This is a genomic window from Micromonospora marincola (assembly GCF_056150385.1).
In genome coordinates this window covers 448,236-467,328 of the sequence record NZ_JAXCFT010000001.1, presented here as the reverse complement: position 1 = coordinate 467,328, position 19,093 = coordinate 448,236, and the positions used below count along the sequence as shown (strand labels likewise).

Genomic DNA, 19,093 nt, shown 5'->3' with positions numbered 1-19,093 from the left:
GGTCAGCCCCGGCCGCCGTAGACGGTGCGCCCGGACTCGGTGACGTCCTTGCCCAGCCGGCGGGTCAGGTGCAGCCCTTCGAGCACGAACTCGATGCCGGCGGCGGCCTCCTCCGGGCTTGGCGCGTCGCCGAGGCCGAGCCGGTCGAGCACCTTGGCCAGCCCCGGCACGGTGCCGACCTGGCGCAGCAGCTCCGCCGAGGAGACCAGTTCCCCGGTCTCGACGGCGCCGCCCTCGGCCACGAGCGCGGTGAAGCCGGACAGGTCCAACCCGGCCAGCCGGGTCCGGAACGTCTCGGCCGTGGCGGTACGCAGCAGGTGCGCGAGGACTTCGATCTCACGCCCCTCCTCACCGCTCTCGAACTCCACCTTCCCGCGCAGCGTCGAGGTCACCGACACGGCGTCGCCGACGCGCGCCACCGGCGCCTCGGGTGTTAGGCGGGGGCCCCGGTTAACGCTTTCGGATGTGGCGGGGCCCCCGCCTAACACCTCAGCGGCGAGCAGGCCGGAGCGGCGCAGCGCGGCGGCGGCCACGGTCTCGGCGGCGGCGATGGCGAACCGGGCGGATACGCCGGAGCGCGGGTCCACCGACGGCGACTCGCGCACCTCGCGGGCGAACCGGGCGAGCACCTCAAGCACGTGCTCCGGGACGCTCGCGACCAGGTCGGCCTCCTGCCGGATCAGCGCCAGCTCCAGCTCCAGGTCGAGCGGGTAGTGGGTGCGGATCTCGGCGCCGAAGCGGTCCTTGAGCGGGGTGATGATCCGGCCCCGGTTGGTGTAGTCCTCCGGGTTGGCGCTCGCGACGAGCAGCAGGTCCAGCGGCAGCCGCAACTGGTAGCCGCGGACCTGGATGTCGCGTTCCTCAAGCACGTTGAGCAGCGCCACCTGGATCCGTTCGGCCAGGTCGGGCAGCTCGTTGACGGCGAACACGCCCCGGTTGGTGCGCGGCACCAGGCCGAAGTGGATGGTTTCCGGGTCGCCGAGCGTGCGCCCCTGGGCGAGGCGGACCGGGTCGACGTCGCCGATCAGGTCGCCGACGCTGGTGTCCGGCGTGGCGAGCTTCTCGCCGTAGCGCATCGAGCGGTGCAGCCAGCCGATCGGCAGGTCGTCACCGGCGGAGTCGACGAGCGCGCGGGAGGCCGGGGTGAGCGGGTGCATCGGGTGCTCGTTGAGCACCGACCCGGGGATCACCGGGGTCCACTCGTCGAGCAGCCCGCCGAGGGAGCGGATCAGCCGGGTCTTGCCCTGGCCGCGCTCGCCGAGCAGCACCATGTCGTGGCCGGCGAGCAGCGCCCGCTCGACCTCGGGCAGCACCGTGTCCGCATAGCCGACGATGCCGGGGAAGCGGTCCGCGCCGGAGCGCATCCGGGCCAGGAGGTTGTCGCGGAGTTCCCGCTTGACGGTGCGGTAGTGGTGGCCGGCCGCGCGCAGCGCGCCGAGCGTGCCGGGCAGGTCGGCCGGCGGGGCCGGGGAGATCTGGGTGTGAACGCTCACCCACCCCACGCTAGCTCAGTTTTTCCGCACCGCCCGGTGGTCGGTCCCGCCCCGTGACCGGGACCGACCACCGGGGGTGGTCAACGCCCGCAGCGCCGGCACACGCCGCGGCGGCGCAGCAGGTAGGCGTACGTGGCCGCGCCGAGCGCCACGCCCCAGAGCGGCCAGAGCAGCATCGGCAGGGTGGTCAGGCTGAACCCGCCGGTCAGCTCCCAGAACCGGGGGGCGGTGACCAGCCCGAGGGAGCCCGCGGTGACCGAGAGCGCGACCAGCGTGGCGGGCGCCACGGCCAGCGACACCGGCACCCGCCGACCGGCCAGGCCGACCATCCACCTGGGGAACCGCTCGCCCCAGGGGCGGACCAGGCCGAGCGTGAGCACCGCGCCGGCCACCGCGAAGGCGCCCAGCCCGGCGCCCGCCCAGACCAGGCCGGTGTCCCGCATCTCGTCGAGGAAGTCGCGGGAGATGCCGAGCGGGATGCCGGCGGCCCAGGCGAGCCGGGTGAGCGCGTACAGGGTGGGGATGATCGCGGCGGTCCAGGCCGCCAAGCGACCCCAGCGGGCCGCGGCGGCCGGGGTGGTCCAGCCCCGCTCGGCGTCGGCCCGGCCGCAGGCGGCACAGGCCCCGGCGGTACGGCGTTGCCAGCCGAGCACCGCCAGGGCGAGCAGCACCCCGCCCGCCATCGCGGCGGTCTTGCACAGCAGCGTCCAGGTGAACACGTCGCCGTAGTCGACGGGCGGCCACCCGAACGGCGCCCCGACGAGAAGGATCGGCGCGTAGCCCAGGGTGATCAGCACCCGGGTGTCCGGCACCACCACGGCAAGCACGAACGCGACGGTCCAGCCGTAGCCGAGCAGCAGCGCGCGCAGCGGCCGGGACGGCTGGGCAACCGGCCCGGCCATGGCCAGCGCGACGACCGCGGCGGTGAGCAGCAGCGTCGCGAACAGCGCCGGCCCGACCGACACCGGCACCAGCCGGAGCAGGTTGACCTGGTGGTCCCGGTCGTTGGCACCGAACGGGTAGCCGCCGCCGGTCACGGCGGAGATCAGGGCGAGTACGCCCCAGAGCGCCAGCCAGCCGGCGGCGAGCGGCGCGGTCCGGGACCGGTGACGGGTGGGTGCGAGCAGCGTGGCGGTCATGGTTCGAGCCTCGACTGTCGACGATCCGTAACCCTCCCGTGGCGGGGTGAAGCGTCTCCCCCGGCCGGGGGACTCAGCCGGTCGGGACCACGAACCCCGACTCGTACGCGGCGATCACCGCCTGGGTGCGGTCCCGCACCCCGAGCTTGGCCAGCACGTTCCCGACGTGTGTCTTGACCGTCTCCACGCCGAGCACCAGCCGGGCCGCGATCTCCGGGTTGGACAGTCCGGCCGCCATCAGCCGCAGCACCTCACCCTCCCGTTCGGTCAGCCGGGCCGCGTCGAGCCGGTCGCCGCCGCTCCGCCCGTACGCGCCGACGAGCTGCCGGATGGCGGCCGGGAAGAGCAGCGACTCGCCGGCCGCCACCACCCGGATCGCCTCCACCACCTCACCCGGGCGGGCCCGTTTGAGCAGGAACCCGCTCGCTCCGGCGCGCAGCGCCTCGTAGATGTACTCGTCGTTGGCGAACGTGGTGACCACGAGCACGCGCGGCGGGTCGGCGGAGGCGGCGAGCAGCCGGCGGGTGGCCTGGATGCCGTCGATGGCCGGCATCCGCACGTCCATCAGGACCACCCGCGGTCGCAGCCTGGCCACAAGCGGCGGCACCTCCGCGCCGTCCGCCGCCTCGCCGACGACGCGCAGGTCCGGCTGGGCGTCGACGATGGCCCGCAGGCCGACCCGGATCAGCTCGTCGTCGTCGACGATGAGCACGTCGATGGTCACCCGTTCTCCTCCCTCGACGCCGGCAGGGTGGCGCGGACCCGCCAGCGCTCCCCTTCCGGGCCGGCGTCGAGCCGCCCGCCGAGCAGCAGCACCCGTTCCCGCATGCCGTCCAGCCCACGCCCGCCGCCGGTCGCCCGTTTCGCGCCGCGTACGGCGTTCACCAGCTCGATCTCCAACCCTTCCGGGGGTACGGCGACCCGCAGCGTGACCGGTCCCCGGCCGTGTCGGGCCGCGTTGGTAAGCCCTTCCTGCACGATCCGGTAGCCCTCGCGGGACACCACCGCGGGCAGCGCGTCCAGCGGGCCGGCGACCCGGGGTTCGACGACCAGCCCGGCGGCCCGGGCGGCGGCGACAAGCCCGTCCAGCCCGGCCAGGGTGGGCTGCGGCGCGGTGGGCGCGGCCGGCGGCCCGGCGTCGGTCTCGCGGAGCAGCCCGAGCACCTGGTCGAGGTCGTCCATGGCCCGCCGGCTGGTTTCCTCGATGGCCCGCAGCGCCCGCCTGGTGAACTCCGGGTCGGTGTCGAGCAGCTCCCGCCCGGCGCCGGCCTGGAGCGTCGCCACGGTCAGCGCGTGCCCCACCGAGTCGTGCAGTTCCCGGGCCAGCCGGTTGCGTTCGGCAAGCCGCACGGCGCGCGCTTCGAGCGTGGCGATCCGTTCGGCCTGGGCCGGGCCGAGCAGCACCGGCGCCATCGAGGCGGCGAGCGCGCCCAGCCCGGCCATCGCATAGCCGAGCGCGACGAGCACAGCCACCCCGGCCAGCCCGGCCGGCACCGGGCGGGCCGGGTCGAACGGGCCGAAGCGCTCGTCCGACACCGCGCCGACGTCCACCCCGGCCAGTCCGGCGACGAAGACGAGCGCCATCGGGAACGCGCTTATCGCGGCGAACAGCACCGCCGCGCCGGTGGCCAGGTGCACGGCGATCCAGAGCGCCGCACGCAGCCGGGTCTCCCGGTCGAGGCGGTGGCCCGGCAGCGGCTCCGGCAGGTCGACCGCGAGCAGCGCCCGGGCGGCGGCGATCTCCAACGCACGGCTGCCGGCCAGGAACACCGGCACCACGGCCAGCCCGACGCCGACAAGCAGCAGCCCGAAGCCGAGCGGGCGCGGCACCCCCGCGCTTGTCAGTAGCTGCGCGAACGCCACCACCAGCAGCACGTACGGCAGCGCGAGCACGCCGCCGAGGAGCAGGAAGACGGCCCGCCGCCAGGTGCTGCCGCGCACAAGCGGCGCGAACACGCCCCGGACCGTCATCAGGTCATTGTCCCGCCGCTCCCCGCCGGGCGACTCCCCCGCGCCGGGGAGATCGGTCCCTCAGCGGTGGTCCCGCACGTAGCGCTGCGGATCCTTGTCGCGGAACGGCAGGTCCCGGCCGTTCTTGTGCTCGCCGTAGAACGTGAGCCAGCGCGCCCCCAGCTCGGCTCGCAGTTCCACGCTCGCGTGCCGGCGGAAGTCGGGAAGCGCCTCGTCCTCCTCCTCGGCGAGGTGCTCGCTGTTCTCCCTGCGGGCCGTGCCCACTGCCGCCCACCAGGCGTCCGAGCCGACCTCGTGCAGCTTGGACTCGGCGACCGCGTCGCGGATCTTGTTGTGGTCGCCGATGGCGTCGGCGGTCTCGTCCTCGCCGTCGTCACCGTGCTTCACCAGGTGCGGGTAGAGGATGGCCTCCTCCGCCTCGGCGTGGATGTCCAGGTGCAGGGCGAGCGCCTCCCAGATCGCAAGCATCTCGGCCGGGTCGCGGGCGTCGTCGAGCCGGGCGAAGCCGCGCCGGAAGGCTGCATGGTCGTCCAGGATCAGTGCGGTGATGTCGTCCATGCGGTCACTTCCCCAGTCGGGCGCGGATCATCCGGGGCACCGCGGCCAGGCCGGTGACCGGCCGGAACGCGTGCGCGGCGGCGACGAGCGCGGCGTACTCGTCGTCGGCCAGGTCGATCTCGGCGGCGGCGGCGTTGCGTTCCACCTGCTCCACCCCGGACGCGCCGGGGATGGCCACCACGTTCGGGTGCCGCAGCACGTACGCCAACGCGATCTGGCTGGGCGTGGCGTCGTGCGCGTCGGCCACCTCACGCAGCGTGGCGATGAGCTGGGCGCCGCGTGCCAGGTTCTCCGGCAGGAAGTACGGGTTGGCCCGGCGCACCGCACCGGCCGGCGGGTTCGAGGCGTCGTAACGGCCGGAGAGGAACCCCTGCGCCAGCGGGCTGTACGCGATGACGATCCGGCCGGCCTGCTCCGCGTACGGAATCAGGTCTTCCTCCGGGCCGCGGTCGATCATGCTGTAGCGGACCTGGTTGCTCAGCACCCGGCGGCCCAGCGCGGCCTCGGCGAACCGCCACCGGCGCAGGTCGTAGTTGCTGACCCCGACCTCGCCGACCAGCCCGATGTCCTGCAACGAACGCATGCCGCGCATGGTGGTGGTGTCGGCGACCACCGGGTTCGCCTGGTGCACCTGGTAGAGGTCGATGCCGTCGACGCCGAGCCGGGCCGCGGAGGCGACCGCCCGCTGCTGCACCACTGGCGCGACCGGCAGCAGCGGGAAGATCTTGCTGGCCACCACGACCTTCGCCCGGTCGTCGCCGAGCGCGGCGCCGAGGATGCGTTCGCTGCGGCCGAAGCCGTACAGCTCGGCGGTGTCGAAGAGGGTGACCCCGAGGTCGAGCGCCCGCCGCACGATCTCGGCGGCCCGGCGCTCGTAGTCGGGCCCGTAGCCCCACTCGCGGGAGCCGAACTGCCACGTGCCGAGGCCGATCTTCGAGATGGGCTTGGGGGTGTCGAGCCGCACGAAACGCATGACCTCGACGCTACCCGCGCCGGTGGGGACCGCACGCCCGTTCGCCGGTGGCGGCAGAATGACCTGGTGACCTACCTCGCCAGCGACAACCGTTACGACACGATGCGCTACCGGCGCAGTGGCCGCAGCGGGCTCAAGCTGCCCGTCATCTCCCTCGGACTGTGGCACAACTTCGGGCCGGACCGGCCCTTCGAGCGGCAGCGCGACATCGTCCGCCGCGCCTTCGACCTCGGCATCACCCACTTCGACCTGGCCAACAACTACGGTCCGCCGCCGGGCACGGCGGAGGAGGCGTTCGGCCGGCTGCTCGCCACCGACCTGAAGCCCTACCGGGACGAGCTTGTGGTGTCGAGCAAGGCCGGCTACCTGATGTGGCCCGGCCCGTACGGCGAGTGGGGCTCCCGGAAATACCTGATCTCGTCGCTGGACCAGTCGCTGCGCCGGATGGGCCTCGACTACGTGGACATCTTCTACTCGCACCGGTTCGACCCGGAGACCCCGCTTGAGGAGACGATGGGCGCGCTCGACGCGATCGTCCGCTCCGGCCGGGCGCTCTACGTCGGCATCTCCAACTACGACTCGGACCAGACCGCCCGGGCCGCCGAGATCCTCCGCGACCTGGGCACCCCGCTGCTGATCAACCAGCCGTCGTACTCGATGCTCAACCGCTGGACCGAGTCCGACGGGCTGCTGGACACGCTGGCCCAGGTCGGCGCCGGGTGCATCGCGTTCAGCCCGCTGGCCCAGGGCCTGCTCACCGACCGCTACCTGGACGGCATCCCGGCCGACTCGCGTGTGCGGACGAGCGTCTTCCTGAACGAGAACGACCTGGACGAGGCGAAGATGGCGACCATCCGCGCGCTCGCCGAGGTGGCCCGGCGGCGGGGGCAGACGCTGGCCCAGCTCGCCCTGGTGTGGGCGCTGCGCGACCCGCGGATGACCAGCCTGATCATCGGCGCGAGCAGCGTCGCCCAACTGGAGGGCAACGTCGCCGCGCTCGACGACCTGGACCTCGCCGGGGATGACCTGGCCGAGATCGAGCGCCTGCTCGGCTGAGCGTCACCAGATCCGGCGCCGCCCGGCGCGGTGGTTGCGGACCCCGCACGGCCGTCCGGGTGCCGGCCCGCCGGCCCGCCTGCGGCGCAGCCCGACCACGGTGGCGAGCATCGCGGCGACCACCACCACCACCGCCGCCGCGCCGATGACGAGCGGCCGGGACACCGGGCCGGTCTGGGTCACCGCCGCGACCGGCACCCCCGGTTCGTCGCCGGTCGCCGGCTCGGCGAGGGTACGCGGGGCCGCCGCGCTCGCCGCCGGAGTGGCCTTCCCGGTGGTACGCGCCCCGGCGCCGCCCGAGGCCGCCCGGAAGACGACGTCGGAGCAGGAGTAGTAGGTGTCCTGGGTGTTCGAGTTCTGCCAGATGACGTAGATGATGTGCCGCCCGGTGTGCCCGGTCGGCAGCCGCCCCGGCATCTCGTACGCGCCGTCGCGGATCGGCGGGTCGGTGACCGCCAGGAACGGCTTGCTCTCGACGTCCGCCCAGGTCAGACGGCGGTCCGGGGCGTACGAGTCGGTGGTGACGTAGAACCGGAACGTGCCCTTGTGCGGGATCGTGGTGCGGTAACGGAAGGTGTGCCGGGCGCCGGCGGTCAACGTGGTCGCCGGCCAGTCGGCCCGGGGCAGGTCCAGTCCCCGGTAGGCGGAGAGGCCGCCGCTGCACAGCTCCCCGTCCGGGATGCGTTCCCGGTCCCGCCCGTCGATCCGCGCCACCCGGATGTTGTCCCACTCGCGCACCGCCGCCCCGGCGGCGATCGCGGCCCGGCAGGCGGGCGTCTCCGCCCGGCCGCCCTCCGGCCCGCAGGCCGCCCCCCGGCTCATCGGGCTGGTCGGCGCGCCGTGGGCGCTTGCCGGCACGGCGGTGAGCAGCAGCGTCGCGGCGACGGCGGCGAACGCGACGAGCGCGCGACGTGTGCCCATGTGATCGACCTCCTGGGCACTGGTACGGACGCGGGGCGGCAATGGTTCGATCCACATCGACGCCACGACCGGTCAGGCTCGGCTGGCCGAACGGGCAACGGGGGCGGCGCAATGGCCCGGGTGGGCCCTAGAGTGACGGCACCCTGTGATCGAGGAGTGCGCCTTGCCCGAGCCGGAACAGCCTTCCGAGCCGCCCCGCGCCGCCCCCGCGGACGGGCCTCCGACGGGCGACGCGCCACCAGCCGTCCAGCCGTACCTGCTGGTGCTGCCCACGATGGAGGGCGCGCCGCCCCCGGTGCCGTGGCCCGACGCGGAGGGCCGACCGGGCTGGGCGATCCCGGTCACCGTGCCACCCGGCACCCAGGGCTACGCGCTGTTCCTGCCGCTGGTCCCGGCCGGCGCTCCGACGCCCGGCGTGCCCACCCAGGCCACCGCGCCGGCCGTGGAGAACCCGACCACCGCGAGCCCGGCCGATCCGACGGGCGCCACTGCGGTCACCGCGAACCCGGCGACGCCGGCGGTCCGCACGCCGCCGGCCGGCGAAAGCCCGACCGAGGAAAGCCCGGCCGGCGGGAGCCCGACCGGCGAAAGCCCGACCGGGCCGGCGGACGTCGCGCCGGCCGTGGCGAACCCGGCCGGCGGTGCCGAGCCGGTGGCGGCGCGGCCGGATGCCGCTCCGACCACCGGGCCGGCCGCGCCGGGCGCCACCCCGACGGCCGCCGCGCCGGCCGCACCGGGCGGCCCGCCGGTGGCTCCCGGGCATGTCCTTCCGCCCGTCCACGGTGCGGTGCCGCCGCCGGTCCCCGGAGCGGGATACCAGGATGCGCGGCCCTGGGGGCACTACCCGCCGGCGCCGGGCTGGGCGGCCCGGCCGCCGACGCCCCGCACCTCGTTCCTCGGCGCCCGGTGGCCCGGCCCGAAGCCGGCCACCGGCCGGGCGGTTCCGCTCGCGGTGCTGGCCGGCGCGCTCGGCAGCGCGATCTTCGTGCCGCTGAACCGGGTCGGCATCGGCTGGTTCCTCGGCTGGCTCACGCTCACGGTCGCGGTGCTGCTGGCGGTCCGGACCCGGGCGGCCGAGCTGCCCCGCGTCGACCGGCTGGTCCGCGCCGGCTGGGCGGTCGCCGCCCTGGCCCTGCTCGCCGTGCCGGCGTTCCGCAACGCCTGGTGGCTGGTGACGTTCTGCGTGCTCGGCGCGCTGGGCTGCGCCACCCTCGCCATCGTCGGCGGCCGGCTGGTCCGCTCGATCCTGTTCGGCCTGCCCGCCACCCCGTTCGCGGCGCTGCGTGGCCTGCCCTGGGTGCGCCGGCACGTCGCCGCCTCGCCGCAGGCGGCCACCGCCCGCAAGGTCACCGTCTCGGTGGTCGCCACGCTCGTGGTGCTCGTGGTCTTCGGCAGCCTGCTCGCCTCGGCCGACGCGGCGTTCTCCGAGGCGCTCGGCGCGCTCGTGCCCGAGGTCGACCTCGGCTCGGTCTTCCGCGGGCTGTTCCTGGCCGCGGTGGGCGGGCTGATCGCGGTCGCCGCGGTCTACACGCTCGCCGCCCCGCCCGACCTGTCCACGGTGGACCGGGCCGCTGAGCGCCGCCTCGGCGTGCTGGAGTGGGCACCGGCGATCGGAGCGCTGACCCTGCTCTTCGCCGGCTTCGTGGTGGTGCAGTTCACCGTGCTCTTCGGCGGCCAGCGGCACGTGCAGAAGGTCGCCGGGCTCAGCTACGCCGAATACGCCCGCAGCGGATTCTGGCAGTTGCTCTTCGTCACGCTGCTGACCGTCGCGGTGCTCGGTGGCGTGACCCGCTGGGCCGCCCGGGAGCGGCAGGTCGAGCGCACCGCGCTGCGCGTACTGCTCGGTCTGCTCAGCGCGCTGAGCGTGGTGATCGTGGTGTCGGCGCTGTCCCGCATGTGGACCTATCAGAAGGTATACAGCTTCACCGGCGAGCGGATCTTCGTGATGGCGTTCGAGCTGCTGCTGGGCGCGGTCTTCCTGATGATCCTGGCGGCCGGCGTGCGGTGGCAGGGCCGGTGGATCCCCGGCGCCACGGTGGCGCTGGCGGTGGCGATGCTGCTCGGCCTCGCGGTGCTCAACCCGGAGGACTACGCGGCCCGGCGCAACACCCTGCGGTACGAGCAGACCGGCAAGATCGACGCCTGGTACCTGCGGGCGCTGTCCGCCGACGCCACGCCCGCCCTCACCAGGCTCCCCGATCCGGTGCGCCGGTGCACGCTGAGCTGGATCGCCGACGAACTCGACAAGCCCGACCCCTGGTACGCCTGGAACCTGGGCCGACACCGGGCCCGCCAGGCCCTGGACCGGGTCGGCCCGGCCGCGGTCGGCGGCCCGAAGGACTGCCGCCGGGCGGACCAGTTCGACCTGCCGAAGACCCGGCGTCCCCGCTGACGCCACCGGCCGGGCCGCGCACGTCGCGGTCCGGCCGGACCGGCGCGCCCGCGCTATCGGCCCGTCAGCGGACGCCCACACCAGAGCCCCGGTCGCGAAGGGCCGGGTAGGTCACTGAGAGTGACTCACCCGGCCCGCAGCACGGACGACCGGCTCAGCCGGCCACTTCGTCCTCGACCACGTTGCGCAGTTCGCCGAGGCCCTCGATGGCGCTGACGACGACCTGGCCGCTGCGCAGGAACACCTTCGGGTCGCGCCCGTCGCCCACGCCGCCGGGCGTCCCGGTGGCGATGACGTCGCCCGGCAACAGCGTCGCGAAGGAGCTGAGGAAGGCGATGAGCGCCGGCACAGAGTGGATCAACAGACGGGTGTTGGAGTGTTGCATCTGTTCGCCGTCGATGGTCAGGCTGATGTCGAGGCCGGACGGGTCCGGGATCTCGTCCGAGGTGACCAGGTAGGGCCCGAGCGGTCCGGTCTGGTCGAAGTTCTTGCCAGGCGTCCACTGTGTGGTGCGGCGCTGGTAGTCCCGAGCGGTGAAGTCGTTGAAAATTGTATAGCCGGCCACATGGCGGTAGGCGTCTTCGGGCGCGATGTGGCGACCCGCCTTACCGATGACGACCGCCAGCTCCACCTCCCAGTCGAACCGGTCCGACAGCTTCGGATTGATGACCGGGCCGTACGGCCGGGCGAGGGTGGTCGGGGTGCGTACGAAGATCTCGGGTGCCTTGGTCACCTTGTTGCCGAGTTCCTCGACGTGTTCGAGGTAGTTGCGCCCCACGCACAGGATCTTGCCGGGCTCGGGGATCACCGGGAGGAGGTCGGCTTCGGTGAAGGTCACCGGTTCCGTCGCGCGGCTCGTGGCCTCGGCCAGCGCCTCCGGCCCGGACCGGAGCAGTTCCAGCACGCTCGAGTCGAGCCGCCGGAACGCCCCGTCGCGCTCGACCACGGCCACCGCTCCCTGCGGAGTGTCCACCGTACCTAGCTTCACGAGTGCAGCCTCCTTTGCATGACCGCCGGCGGAAGTGACGTGGACTCACCATCCGCGCAGACGGTGATCGGATTGCGCAGCGTGCCGATGCCGGAGCCGTGCAGCTCGATCGCGCCGTTGTGGTATTCCGCCATGTTGTTGTCGCGCAGGTGCCGACCGGGCACGTTGCTGACCGCGCCGAGTGCGACGACATCGCCCGGCTCCAGCGTCATCCACTCGGTGATGGTCACCAGTGCCTCGGCCGGGCTGAACCGCTGTTCGCCGATGGTGCCGTCCTGGATGGTCAGCCGCTTGCCGTCGGCGTCGACCATGTCGGTGGTCAGCCGGATGCTGCCCAGATCGGGCAGGGCGGCAAGCGGTATCAGCCACGGGCCGATGGGCGAGAAGGTGTCCACGCCCTTCGCCCGCGCCATCGGCCGGTTGATGAAGTCCTCGACGCCGTCCTTGCTGGAGATGTGCAGGACCACGCCGTCCTGGAGGCCGAACGTCGACGCCGAGTAGTCGCCCAGGAGGGAGACGCCGGCGACGTGGTCCAACGCGTTCTCCTTGGTCAGCCGCCGCGCCTGTCGGCCGATGACCAGGCACATCTCGCCCTCGGGCTGGACCGGTCCCATCTGCGGCTCGACGAGAATGTGCTCCTCGTGACCGATGACGGCGCTTGGCGCCTTCAGGAAGAACTGGGGCCGGGGCCAGATGCCGCCCCACTTCGGTTCGAGGAGTTCGACGTTGGAGTTCGCGCGGTTCGAGTTGACACACACGATCTTGGTCGGGCGGGGAATCGGGGCCAGGTACCGGGCCGATCCGGCCGCGAAGGTGTAGTCCTCGGACCGGCCGGCGTCGATCGCCTCCTGGCACAACTCCAGGAAGTACGTCATGGTCCGGCCGGCCGATATCAGGTCGAGCATGTCGCGGGGGAAGCCGACCGGGCCCAGGTTGAGCCCGGCCGACATGGCCGCCAGGTCGACGAGGGACTCGTCGGTCTGGACGGCCACCACCCGACGCACGCCGCCAGCGATCTCAGCAGTGGTCAGTTTCATCGGTGTCGTCATCCGTCCTTGTAGTTCTTGGCGTATTCGACCCACTTCTTCACGTCGATGTCACCCATGGCGGCGGCGATCTCGTTCGTGTACATGACGGTCGGGTCCTTGACCGTGAGGTCGTTGAACTCGAGTACGGCCGCCCACTGCTCCGCGGTGAACTGCCCGAGGTCCGGAGTCTGCTTCTCCAGGTCGAAGCCGTACTTCGCGGAGCGGGCCGCCAACACCGGCAGGTCCGCCTCCACCTGCTTGTCGACTGACAGGCCGGGCGTGATGAACTGGGGGTACACCTGGTAGAACTTCCTGATCACGGCCTCCGGGTTGACGATCGTCATGATGGTGGCCCGGGCGATCATGCGGGCGAACTCGACGGCGAGTTCCTTGTTCGACTCGAGCCACTTCGCGTTCGCGGCGTACGAGGCGCCGAAGGTCTGCGACTTGGGCGCCGAGGCGGTCAGGTCCCGGAACTCGAAGCCCTGCGCCTTGAAGGTTCCCCACCGGATGTCGACCTGCGACATCGCGTCCACTTTTCCTTCTTGGAGCGACTTGGCCGCCGCCGCCCCGTTGCCCACCGCGATGAACGTGACGTCGGACGCGGCGAGGCCGACCGACTTGAGCGCGCCGACCGCGAAGGACTGCTCGACGCCGCCGGCGCCGTTGATGCCGACCCGCTTGCCCTTGAGATCCTGGTAACCCTGGATGGGCGAATCGGTCTTGACCATGATGTTGAAGGTGTCCGAACGGGCCAGCTCGTAGAAGTACTTGACGCCGATGTCGCCGTTCTCCGACACGGGCGTGGCCAGGGCGGCCGGAGCCGGCGACGAGACGTGGGCCTGCCCGGTCGACAGCGCCTGCACGCAGGCCCCGGTTCCGGACACACTCGTCACGTTGATGGTGAACTTGTCGGTCAGGCCGAGTTGCGGGCCGAGGAAGATCGCCGACGAGTTGCTCGCCAGGGTGGGCGAGCAGTGATACTGCTGGATGACCGGCTTGGCACCGCCATCGGTGCTCGATCCGCCGTCCGATTCCGAACACGCACTCGCCGTGAGTGCGAGGATGACCGGGACAACGACCCATCTCGCTCTACGTGCCATCGCTGTTTCCTTTCGGGTACGAAGTCTGCTTCTGGCACTGGCTTGGGGTACCGGGCCAGCTCGCGCCGCTCAGTCGGCGTCGTCGCGGCCGAATCCGGCCGTGGCCAGGGCAGCGGCACGCGCGCCGTCGGAGACCGCGTGCAGAATGTTGCGTGGATTTCGCGAGTCCCCCGCGTTGACGACGACCGCCTGGCGTGGCAGGAGATCGCGCAACCGTTGTACGTCGAATGGTTTGGACCGCACGCCGGCGGCCCACACCACGCTTCCGGTCCACAGCTCGGCCGGCGGCCGGAGCCGGGAGATCTGTACGCCGTCGGGCGCCGGCGTGCAGACGCATGACTCCTCGACGACGACACCCAGCTCGTCGAGCGTGGCGCGGACGTCGGATCGGGACAGGTTCTCCAGACCCTGAGCCAGGCCGGCGCGCAACGACCGGGTCACCAACCGCACCTGGTGCCCTCGTTCGGCCAGGAGCATGGCCGCCTCGCACCCGGTGGGTCCGCCGCCGACGACCACGACCGGGCCCGGTGGCAGCCGCTCTCCGGTGCGCAGCAGGTCGTACGCGGTCAGGGCGTGCGGGCCGTCGGGGGTGCGCGGATCGACGCCGACGGCGACCACCACGGCATCCGGCGCCGCATCCGCGATGGACTCGACGGTGGCCGTCGTCCCGGTGCGGAGCAGGGCTCCGGCTCGCCCGGCCTCGTCGACAAGCCAGCGACGCAGGCTCTCCAGCCGGTGTTTGAACGGGGGGATCGCCCCCCAGATCAGTTGCCCGCCCAGTTGGTCACTGGCTTCCCACACCTCGGCCCGCCAGCCGTCGAGCGCCGCCCGGCGGGCCGCCTCGAGCCCGGCGGCGCCCCCGCCCACCACGATCATCTTCCCGCCCGGCTCCGGACGCGCGAGGCGCACCCGCTCCCGGCCCACCTCCGGGTTGACCGCGCACCGGATCGGCCGGTCGAGTTCCTGACGCACCCGGCTGCACTCGTTGCAGGAGATGCACGGCCGGATCCGGTCGACCGTGTCCCGGCGAACCCGCGTCAGCCAGTCGGGGTCGGCGATGAGGGCACGTCCGAGCGTCACGTAGTCCGCCACGCCGGTGGCCAGTAGCTTCTCGGCCGCCGCGGGCGTCCGGATGACACCGACCGCCGACACCGGGATGGACACGACCGAACGGATCTGACCCGCGAGTCCGGCCTTCCACCCCTCGGCGAAGGACATCGGCTCGATGGCCGCCCGCAGCGCCTTCCACTGCCCCTCGGCGCCGGCCGAGGTGTCCACGACCGGCGCGGAGGCCCCGGCGGTGACGTCGAGCATCGCGACACCAAGCGCTTCCAGGCGCCTGGCCACCTCCTTGGACTCCTCGATGTCGCGGCCACCGTCGAGGAACTCGTCGGCGCTGAAGCGGTAGATGATCGGAAAGTCGGCACCGGCTCTGGACTGGATCTGCTCGATCACCCGGGTCGCGAACCGCATCCGGCCGTCGAGATCGCCACCCCACGCGTCGGTACGCCGGTTCCGCAGCGGAGACAGCATCTGGGCGAGCAGGTAGGTGTGCCCGCCGTGCAGGTTGACCGCCGAGAAGCCGGCCCGTTTGGCGCGGGCCGCCGCCTCGCCGAACTCGACGCACAGGCGTTCGAGCGTGGAGGGATCAGCCTCGACCGCGAGGGTGCGACCGCCGAGAAACGCCGTCGCGCTGGGTGCGACAGGCGCGATGCCTCTGGTCTTGCGCACGGTCGTGTTGCCACCGGCGTGGCCGATCTGCAACGCCACCGGGGTGTCGAAGAACTCGACCGCGTCGACGAGCTTGTGCAGGGCCGGGATGACGTCGTCGCCGTCGATCCGCAGCGACACGGTGCCGGCGTTGCCGCGCGGCGCGTCGACGACAGTCATTTCCACGGTGATGAGTCCCGGCCGCGACCGCGCGCGCCGCGCGTAGTAGGCGACCATGTCCTCGCTGACGGTGCCGTCGGCGTTCGCGAGGTTCGTCGCCATCGGCGACATGATCACCCGGCTGGACAGGTCCAGGCCGCCGATCCGCCCGGGCGCGAGCAGGTGCGGGTACGGAGTCATCCGTACGACTTCTGATCGAAGACCCGGATGTCGTGGCCCGGAAGCACTGTCGCGTCGAGACCCTCGATCTTCTCGTACGATCGGTAGTAGTGGCCCAGATCGACGTAGGTCCGCGACGGGATGTGCCGGTGCGACCCGAGGCCCTCCCAGTTTTCCCGCAGCGAGCAGTGGTCGCCCGCGAGCACGTACCGGCCGGCCCGGGTCTCCACGACGAGGCCCATCATGCCGGGCGTGTGCCCGGGCAGATGGATCGCCCGTACGCCGGGCGCCAGGTCGACGTCACCGTCGACGAGGCGCAGCCGTCCGGCCACGCCCATCCACGGCGGGGTGAAGCCGGCGGTCGGCGCTTCGTAGACCGCGCCGTGCACCGGGTACGGCGCGGACGCGTAGGCGACCTCCGCGCGGTGCGCCACGAACTCGGCCGCGCTGAACAGGCCGTTGTTGGAGCAGTGGTCGTAGTGCAGGTGGGACAGCAGCACCGTGCGCACCGACGCCGGGTCGACACCGGCGGCGGCGAGCGCGCGGAGTGGTTCCTGCTCCGGCGTCCGACGGAACGGGCGGTGGTGCGCGCTCACCCACTCGGGCGTTCCGGAGCCGGTGTCCATCACGATCGTGCCCCAGCCGCCGGTCACCGCCCAGATGATGCTGGGACTGTCGACCCGTTGACCGGCCTGCATGCCCCACAGGAACGCGGACTTGTCCACGTCCGGCGCGACGCCGACCAGGATGGGGGTGATGACGTTGCCGGTCACCGCCCACCTTCCCAGAACAACACGCGCTTGCGGATCGCCCGCAGCCCGTACAGCGCGATCAGGCCGAGGATCGCGAGGTTGAGCAGGATCGCGAAGACGGCGGCGGTGGCGAGGTTGTTGTTGGCGTTGAGCAGTTGGACGCCGAGCCCTCTCTGCGCACCGACGAACTCGCCGACGATCGCCGAGATGATGGAGTAGACGATGCCGACCTCCAACGCGGCGAACAGGAACGGCATGGCGGCCGGGAGGGTGAGCATCCGGAAGGTCTGTAGCCGGCCCGCCTGGATCGAACGGAAGAGATCCCGCTTGTCCTTCTCCACCGACCGGAACCCGGCCATCGAGTTGATCATGATGGGGAAGAAGGTCACGGTGACGGTCAGGAACACCTTCGACTCGAGCCCGAACCCGAACCACAGCACGAAGAGCGGTGCGATGGCCACCTTGGGCACCGCGTTGAACATCGCGATGTAGGGGTAGAGGATCTTGTCGATGACCGGCGCCTGCGAGATGAGGAACCCGAGCAGCAGGCCGACGATGGTGCCGATGGTGAAGCCCAGCACGATGGCGATGAGTGTCGCCTGGGCGTTCTCGGCGAAGCCGGCCAGGCCCGGTGTCGTCCACCCGGTCCACCACGCGTCCCAGACCGCCGCCGGGCTCGGGATGATGATCGGCTTCACGTTGAACCCGGTCACCACCAGGTGCCAGATCAGCACGCCGGCGCCGAGCACCACGATGGTGCGCACGAACCCGAACAGCAGCTCCCGGCGGCGCCGCGCCTTGCCGGACCGGGTCGGCACCGACGAATCGGTGAGGGACGGGTTCCTCGTGTTCAGCGAGATGTCGGTCACGACTTCGCTCCAGTCGTCGATGCGGTCAGGTCGGATCCGTCCACGAGCACGTGCCGCACCTGGGCCGTGAGAGAGGCGAACTCGGGGGTCTCGGTCATCGCCATCGTGCGGGGCTTGTCGAAGGGCACCTCGATGTCGGCCAGGATGCGACCTGGGCGGGCGCCGAAGACCACCACCCGGTCGGCAAGCAGGACGGCCTCCGAGATGCTGTGCGTGACGAACAGTGTGGTCTTCCGGCTCTCGTGGGTGAGCTGGGACAGGTCCACGTTGAGCTGCTCGCGGGTGAGCGCGTCGAGGGCGCCGAAGGGCTCGTCCATCAGCAGCAGGACCGGGTCCGAGACCAACGCGCGGGCGATGGCGACGCGTTGTTGCATGCCACCGGAAAGCTCACCCGGGTACTTGTTCTCGAAGCCGCCGAGCCCGAAGGCTTCCAGCAGGCCGCGGGCCCGCTCGGTCGCCTCGCGGCCGGCCTTCCTCTTCACCACCATCGGCAGCGTCACGTTGGCGAGCACCGATCGCCACGGCAGCAGCACGGCGGCCTGGAAGACGAAGCCGGCGTTGGCCGTCGGCTTGTCGACGTTCACGCCGTCGATGAGGACCGCGCCGTCTGTCGCGTCGTCCAGGCCGGCCACGATGCGCAACAACGTGCTCTTGCCGCATCCGCTCGGACCCACGATCGCCACGAACTCGCCCGGACGAACGTCGAGGGAGATGCGATCCAGGGCGTGCACTGAGGTTGAGTCGGCCGCCTCGTAGACCTTGGAGACATCCCGGATCTGGATGGGCTGCGAAGTCTGGACGGCGGGGGTCGTTGTCGCCATGTTGAACTCCCGGAGTCGATGGGCGCTATACGCAGACCCGGCCGTGCTCGACGACAGGTGTGTCGTCGATCCAGACGTTGGGCTGCAGGATGAGAAGGTCGATGTGGATGGGACTGGGTGGTCCGCCGGAGCCCACAACGCTGTGGCCGAGCGCGAAGTGCACCCGACCGATCCCCTTCTTGTCTTCGGTGATGTTTCCGGTGAAGCGCGCCATCGCGTTCGTGCCGATGCTCAGCTCACCCAGATGCCTACCGTTCTCGGCAGCGTCGATGATTTTCACGAGATCCGCGGCCTGCGCGCCGCCGCTGACCTCCGTCGCCCAGCCGTTCTCGAACCGCACCGCGAGCGGCTGTTCCAGCCGGCCCAGCATGTGCGCGCTGCCGTCCGCGACGAGGACGCCGTTCGCCGACCCCTCCGCCGGGGTCAGCCAGCACTCTCCGCTCGGGAACCCCGAGACCTGGCCGGGCTCACGGGCGAAGGACGCCCCGCGGCCGACCCGTACGCCACGGATCGACGCGGTCAGTTCGGAGCCGTGGTCGCTTGTCACCCGCATCGTCGCGCCCGCCTCGGCCAGGTCGGCGAGCCGGCCGGTGACGGCGTTCACCTCGTCGTAGTTCGCAAGCGCGGCCCCGGCGACCAGGTTCTCGCCGCGGATACCGGTGAGGACGAGACCGCGTGCGCCGCGTTGCAGCGCTTCGTTGAACTCCTCGTTGAACCCCAGCGCCGTGGTGGTCGGGGCGAGAATGACGTCGGCGCCGGCGAGCGCGGCGCGTACCACGGCGGTGGCCTTGTCCCCCGCTTGCAGCCGCGGTGGCATCACCACGACTGTCGGCTCGCCGCGGGCCGCGAGAACCGCCGCCGTCAACGCTTCGACGACGGCGAAGTCCGAGGCCAGATCCGCGACCACGGCAACCTGTTCGCCGGGGGCCACGGCCACGCACGACCTGACGATCTGGTCCGCAACCGAACTGAGTCTCAAT

The 19,093-nt window shown here is 72.1% G+C and carries 17 protein-coding genes; 2 read left to right on the top strand and 15 right to left on the bottom strand.

Annotated features, from left to right (window positions below):
* Positions 1–2 precede the first annotated feature (2 nt).
* The 6 genes from SM450_RS02225 to SM450_RS02200 all read right to left on the bottom strand — a co-directional run bounded on the left by SM450_RS02225 (position 3) and on the right by SM450_RS02200 (position 6,134).
* The gene (locus SM450_RS02225) at positions 3–1,493 is read right to left on the bottom strand and encodes a magnesium chelatase ATPase subunit I (protein ID WP_474617941.1); all 1,491 of its coding nucleotides are present in this window, start codon (positions 1,491–1,493) and stop codon (positions 3–5) included.
* An 80-nt stretch (positions 1,494–1,573) separates the two neighbouring features.
* The gene (locus tag SM450_RS02220; protein WP_474617940.1) at positions 1,574–2,632 is read right to left on the bottom strand and encodes a hypothetical protein; all 1,059 of its coding nucleotides are present in this window, start codon (positions 2,630–2,632) and stop codon (positions 1,574–1,576) included.
* A gap of 73 nt (positions 2,633–2,705) precedes the next feature.
* Positions 2,706–3,356 (bottom strand): response regulator, encoded by a 651-nt coding sequence (locus SM450_RS02215; protein ID WP_474617939.1) that lies wholly within the window; start codon positions 3,354–3,356, stop codon positions 2,706–2,708.
* Positions 3,353–4,603 carry a sensor histidine kinase gene (locus SM450_RS02210; RefSeq protein WP_474617938.1) on the bottom strand — a complete coding sequence of 417 codons (1,251 nt, stop codon included), beginning with the start codon at positions 4,601–4,603 and terminating at the stop codon, positions 3,353–3,355. The genes SM450_RS02215 and SM450_RS02210 overlap by 4 nt, the downstream gene beginning before the upstream one ends.
* A 60-nt stretch (positions 4,604–4,663) precedes the next feature.
* A complete protein-coding gene (locus SM450_RS02205) occupies positions 4,664–5,161 on the bottom strand; it encodes a hemerythrin domain-containing protein (protein WP_474617937.1) in 498 nt (165 codons plus the stop codon).
* 4 nt (positions 5,162–5,165) lie between these two features.
* Positions 5,166–6,134 (bottom strand): aldo/keto reductase, encoded by a 969-nt coding sequence (locus SM450_RS02200; protein ID WP_474617936.1) that lies wholly within the window; start codon positions 6,132–6,134, stop codon positions 5,166–5,168.
* 66 nt (positions 6,135–6,200) lie between these two features.
* On the opposite strand from SM450_RS02200, the gene mgrA reads away from it, so the two are divergent.
* Positions 6,201–7,190 carry an L-glyceraldehyde 3-phosphate reductase gene (gene mgrA / locus SM450_RS02195; RefSeq protein ID WP_474617935.1) on the top strand — a complete coding sequence of 330 codons (990 nt, stop codon included), beginning with the start codon at positions 6,201–6,203 and terminating at the stop codon, positions 7,188–7,190.
* 3 nt (positions 7,191–7,193) lie between these two features.
* Here mgrA and SM450_RS02190 read toward each other — a convergent pair whose 3' ends face one another.
* Positions 7,194–8,111: a lytic polysaccharide monooxygenase auxiliary activity family 9 protein gene (locus SM450_RS02190; protein ID WP_474617934.1), complete on the bottom strand. Its 918-nt coding sequence runs from the start codon at positions 8,109–8,111 to the stop codon at positions 7,194–7,196.
* Between the two features lie 163 nt (positions 8,112–8,274).
* On the opposite strand from SM450_RS02190, the gene SM450_RS02185 reads away from it, so the two are divergent.
* Positions 8,275–10,503: a DUF4153 domain-containing protein gene (locus SM450_RS02185; protein ID WP_474617933.1), complete on the top strand. Its 2,229-nt coding sequence runs from the start codon at positions 8,275–8,277 to the stop codon at positions 10,501–10,503.
* A gap of 154 nt (positions 10,504–10,657) precedes the next feature.
* On the opposite strand, the gene SM450_RS02180 is transcribed toward SM450_RS02185, so the two are convergent.
* The 8 genes from SM450_RS02180 to SM450_RS02145 form a co-directional block, all read right to left on the bottom strand.
* Complete coding sequence (locus SM450_RS02180) at positions 10,658–11,491, bottom strand: fumarylacetoacetate hydrolase family protein (RefSeq protein ID WP_474617932.1); 834 nt, start codon at positions 11,489–11,491, stop codon at positions 10,658–10,660.
* Positions 11,488–12,540, bottom strand: coding sequence for a fumarylacetoacetate hydrolase family protein (locus SM450_RS02175; RefSeq protein WP_474617931.1), 1,053 nt, complete (start codon positions 12,538–12,540; stop codon positions 11,488–11,490). The genes SM450_RS02180 and SM450_RS02175 overlap by 4 nt, the downstream gene beginning before the upstream one ends.
* Complete coding sequence (locus SM450_RS02170) at positions 12,537–13,622, bottom strand: ABC transporter substrate-binding protein (RefSeq protein WP_474617930.1); 1,086 nt, start codon at positions 13,620–13,622, stop codon at positions 12,537–12,539. The genes SM450_RS02175 and SM450_RS02170 overlap by 4 nt, the downstream gene beginning before the upstream one ends.
* A 69-nt stretch (positions 13,623–13,691) precedes the next feature.
* Complete coding sequence (locus tag SM450_RS02165; protein WP_474617929.1) at positions 13,692–15,692, bottom strand: oxidoreductase; 2,001 nt, start codon at positions 15,690–15,692, stop codon at positions 13,692–13,694.
* Entirely contained in the window at positions 15,689–16,444 is a 756-nt protein-coding gene (locus tag SM450_RS02160; protein WP_474617928.1) for an N-acyl homoserine lactonase family protein, read from the bottom strand. The genes SM450_RS02165 and SM450_RS02160 overlap by 4 nt, the downstream gene beginning before the upstream one ends.
* Positions 16,441–17,292 carry an ABC transporter permease gene (locus SM450_RS02155; protein WP_474617927.1) on the bottom strand — a complete coding sequence of 284 codons (852 nt, stop codon included), beginning with the start codon at positions 17,290–17,292 and terminating at the stop codon, positions 16,441–16,443. Before SM450_RS02155 ends, SM450_RS02160 begins: the two co-directional genes overlap by 4 nt.
* Entirely contained in the window at positions 17,289–18,113 is an 825-nt protein-coding gene (locus tag SM450_RS02150; protein WP_474617926.1) for an ABC transporter ATP-binding protein, read from the bottom strand. Before SM450_RS02150 ends, SM450_RS02155 begins: the two co-directional genes overlap by 4 nt.
* A 25-nt stretch (positions 18,114–18,138) precedes the next feature.
* Positions 18,139–19,050, bottom strand: coding sequence for an aminopeptidase (locus tag SM450_RS02145; protein WP_474617925.1), 912 nt, complete (start codon positions 19,048–19,050; stop codon positions 18,139–18,141).
* Positions 19,051–19,093 lie beyond the last annotated feature (43 nt).

Excerpts from the sequence above, each read along its gene's own strand:
- SM450_RS02220 (WP_474617940.1), bottom strand. The coding sequence starts at position 2,632 with ATGACCGCCACGCTGCTCGCACCCACCCGTCACCGGTCCCGGACCGCG.
- SM450_RS02210 (WP_474617938.1), bottom strand. The coding sequence starts at position 4,603 with ATGACGGTCCGGGGCGTGTTCGCGCCGCTTGTGCGCGGCAGCACCTGG.
- SM450_RS02205 (WP_474617937.1), bottom strand. The coding sequence starts at position 5,161 with ATGGACGACATCACCGCACTGATCCTGGACGACCATGCAGCCTTCCGG.
- SM450_RS02200 (WP_474617936.1), bottom strand. The coding sequence starts at position 6,134 with ATGCGTTTCGTGCGGCTCGACACCCCCAAGCCCATCTCGAAGATCGGC.
- SM450_RS02190 (WP_474617934.1), bottom strand. The coding sequence starts at position 8,111 with ATGGGCACACGTCGCGCGCTCGTCGCGTTCGCCGCCGTCGCCGCGACG.
- SM450_RS02175 (WP_474617931.1), bottom strand. The coding sequence starts at position 12,540 with ATGACGACACCGATGAAACTGACCACTGCTGAGATCGCTGGCGGCGTG.
- SM450_RS02170 (WP_474617930.1), bottom strand. The coding sequence starts at position 13,622 with ATGGCACGTAGAGCGAGATGGGTCGTTGTCCCGGTCATCCTCGCACTC.
- SM450_RS02165 (WP_474617929.1), bottom strand. The coding sequence starts at position 15,692 with ATGACTCCGTACCCGCACCTGCTCGCGCCCGGGCGGATCGGCGGCCTG.
- SM450_RS02150 (WP_474617926.1), bottom strand. The coding sequence starts at position 18,113 with ATGGCGACAACGACCCCCGCCGTCCAGACTTCGCAGCCCATCCAGATC.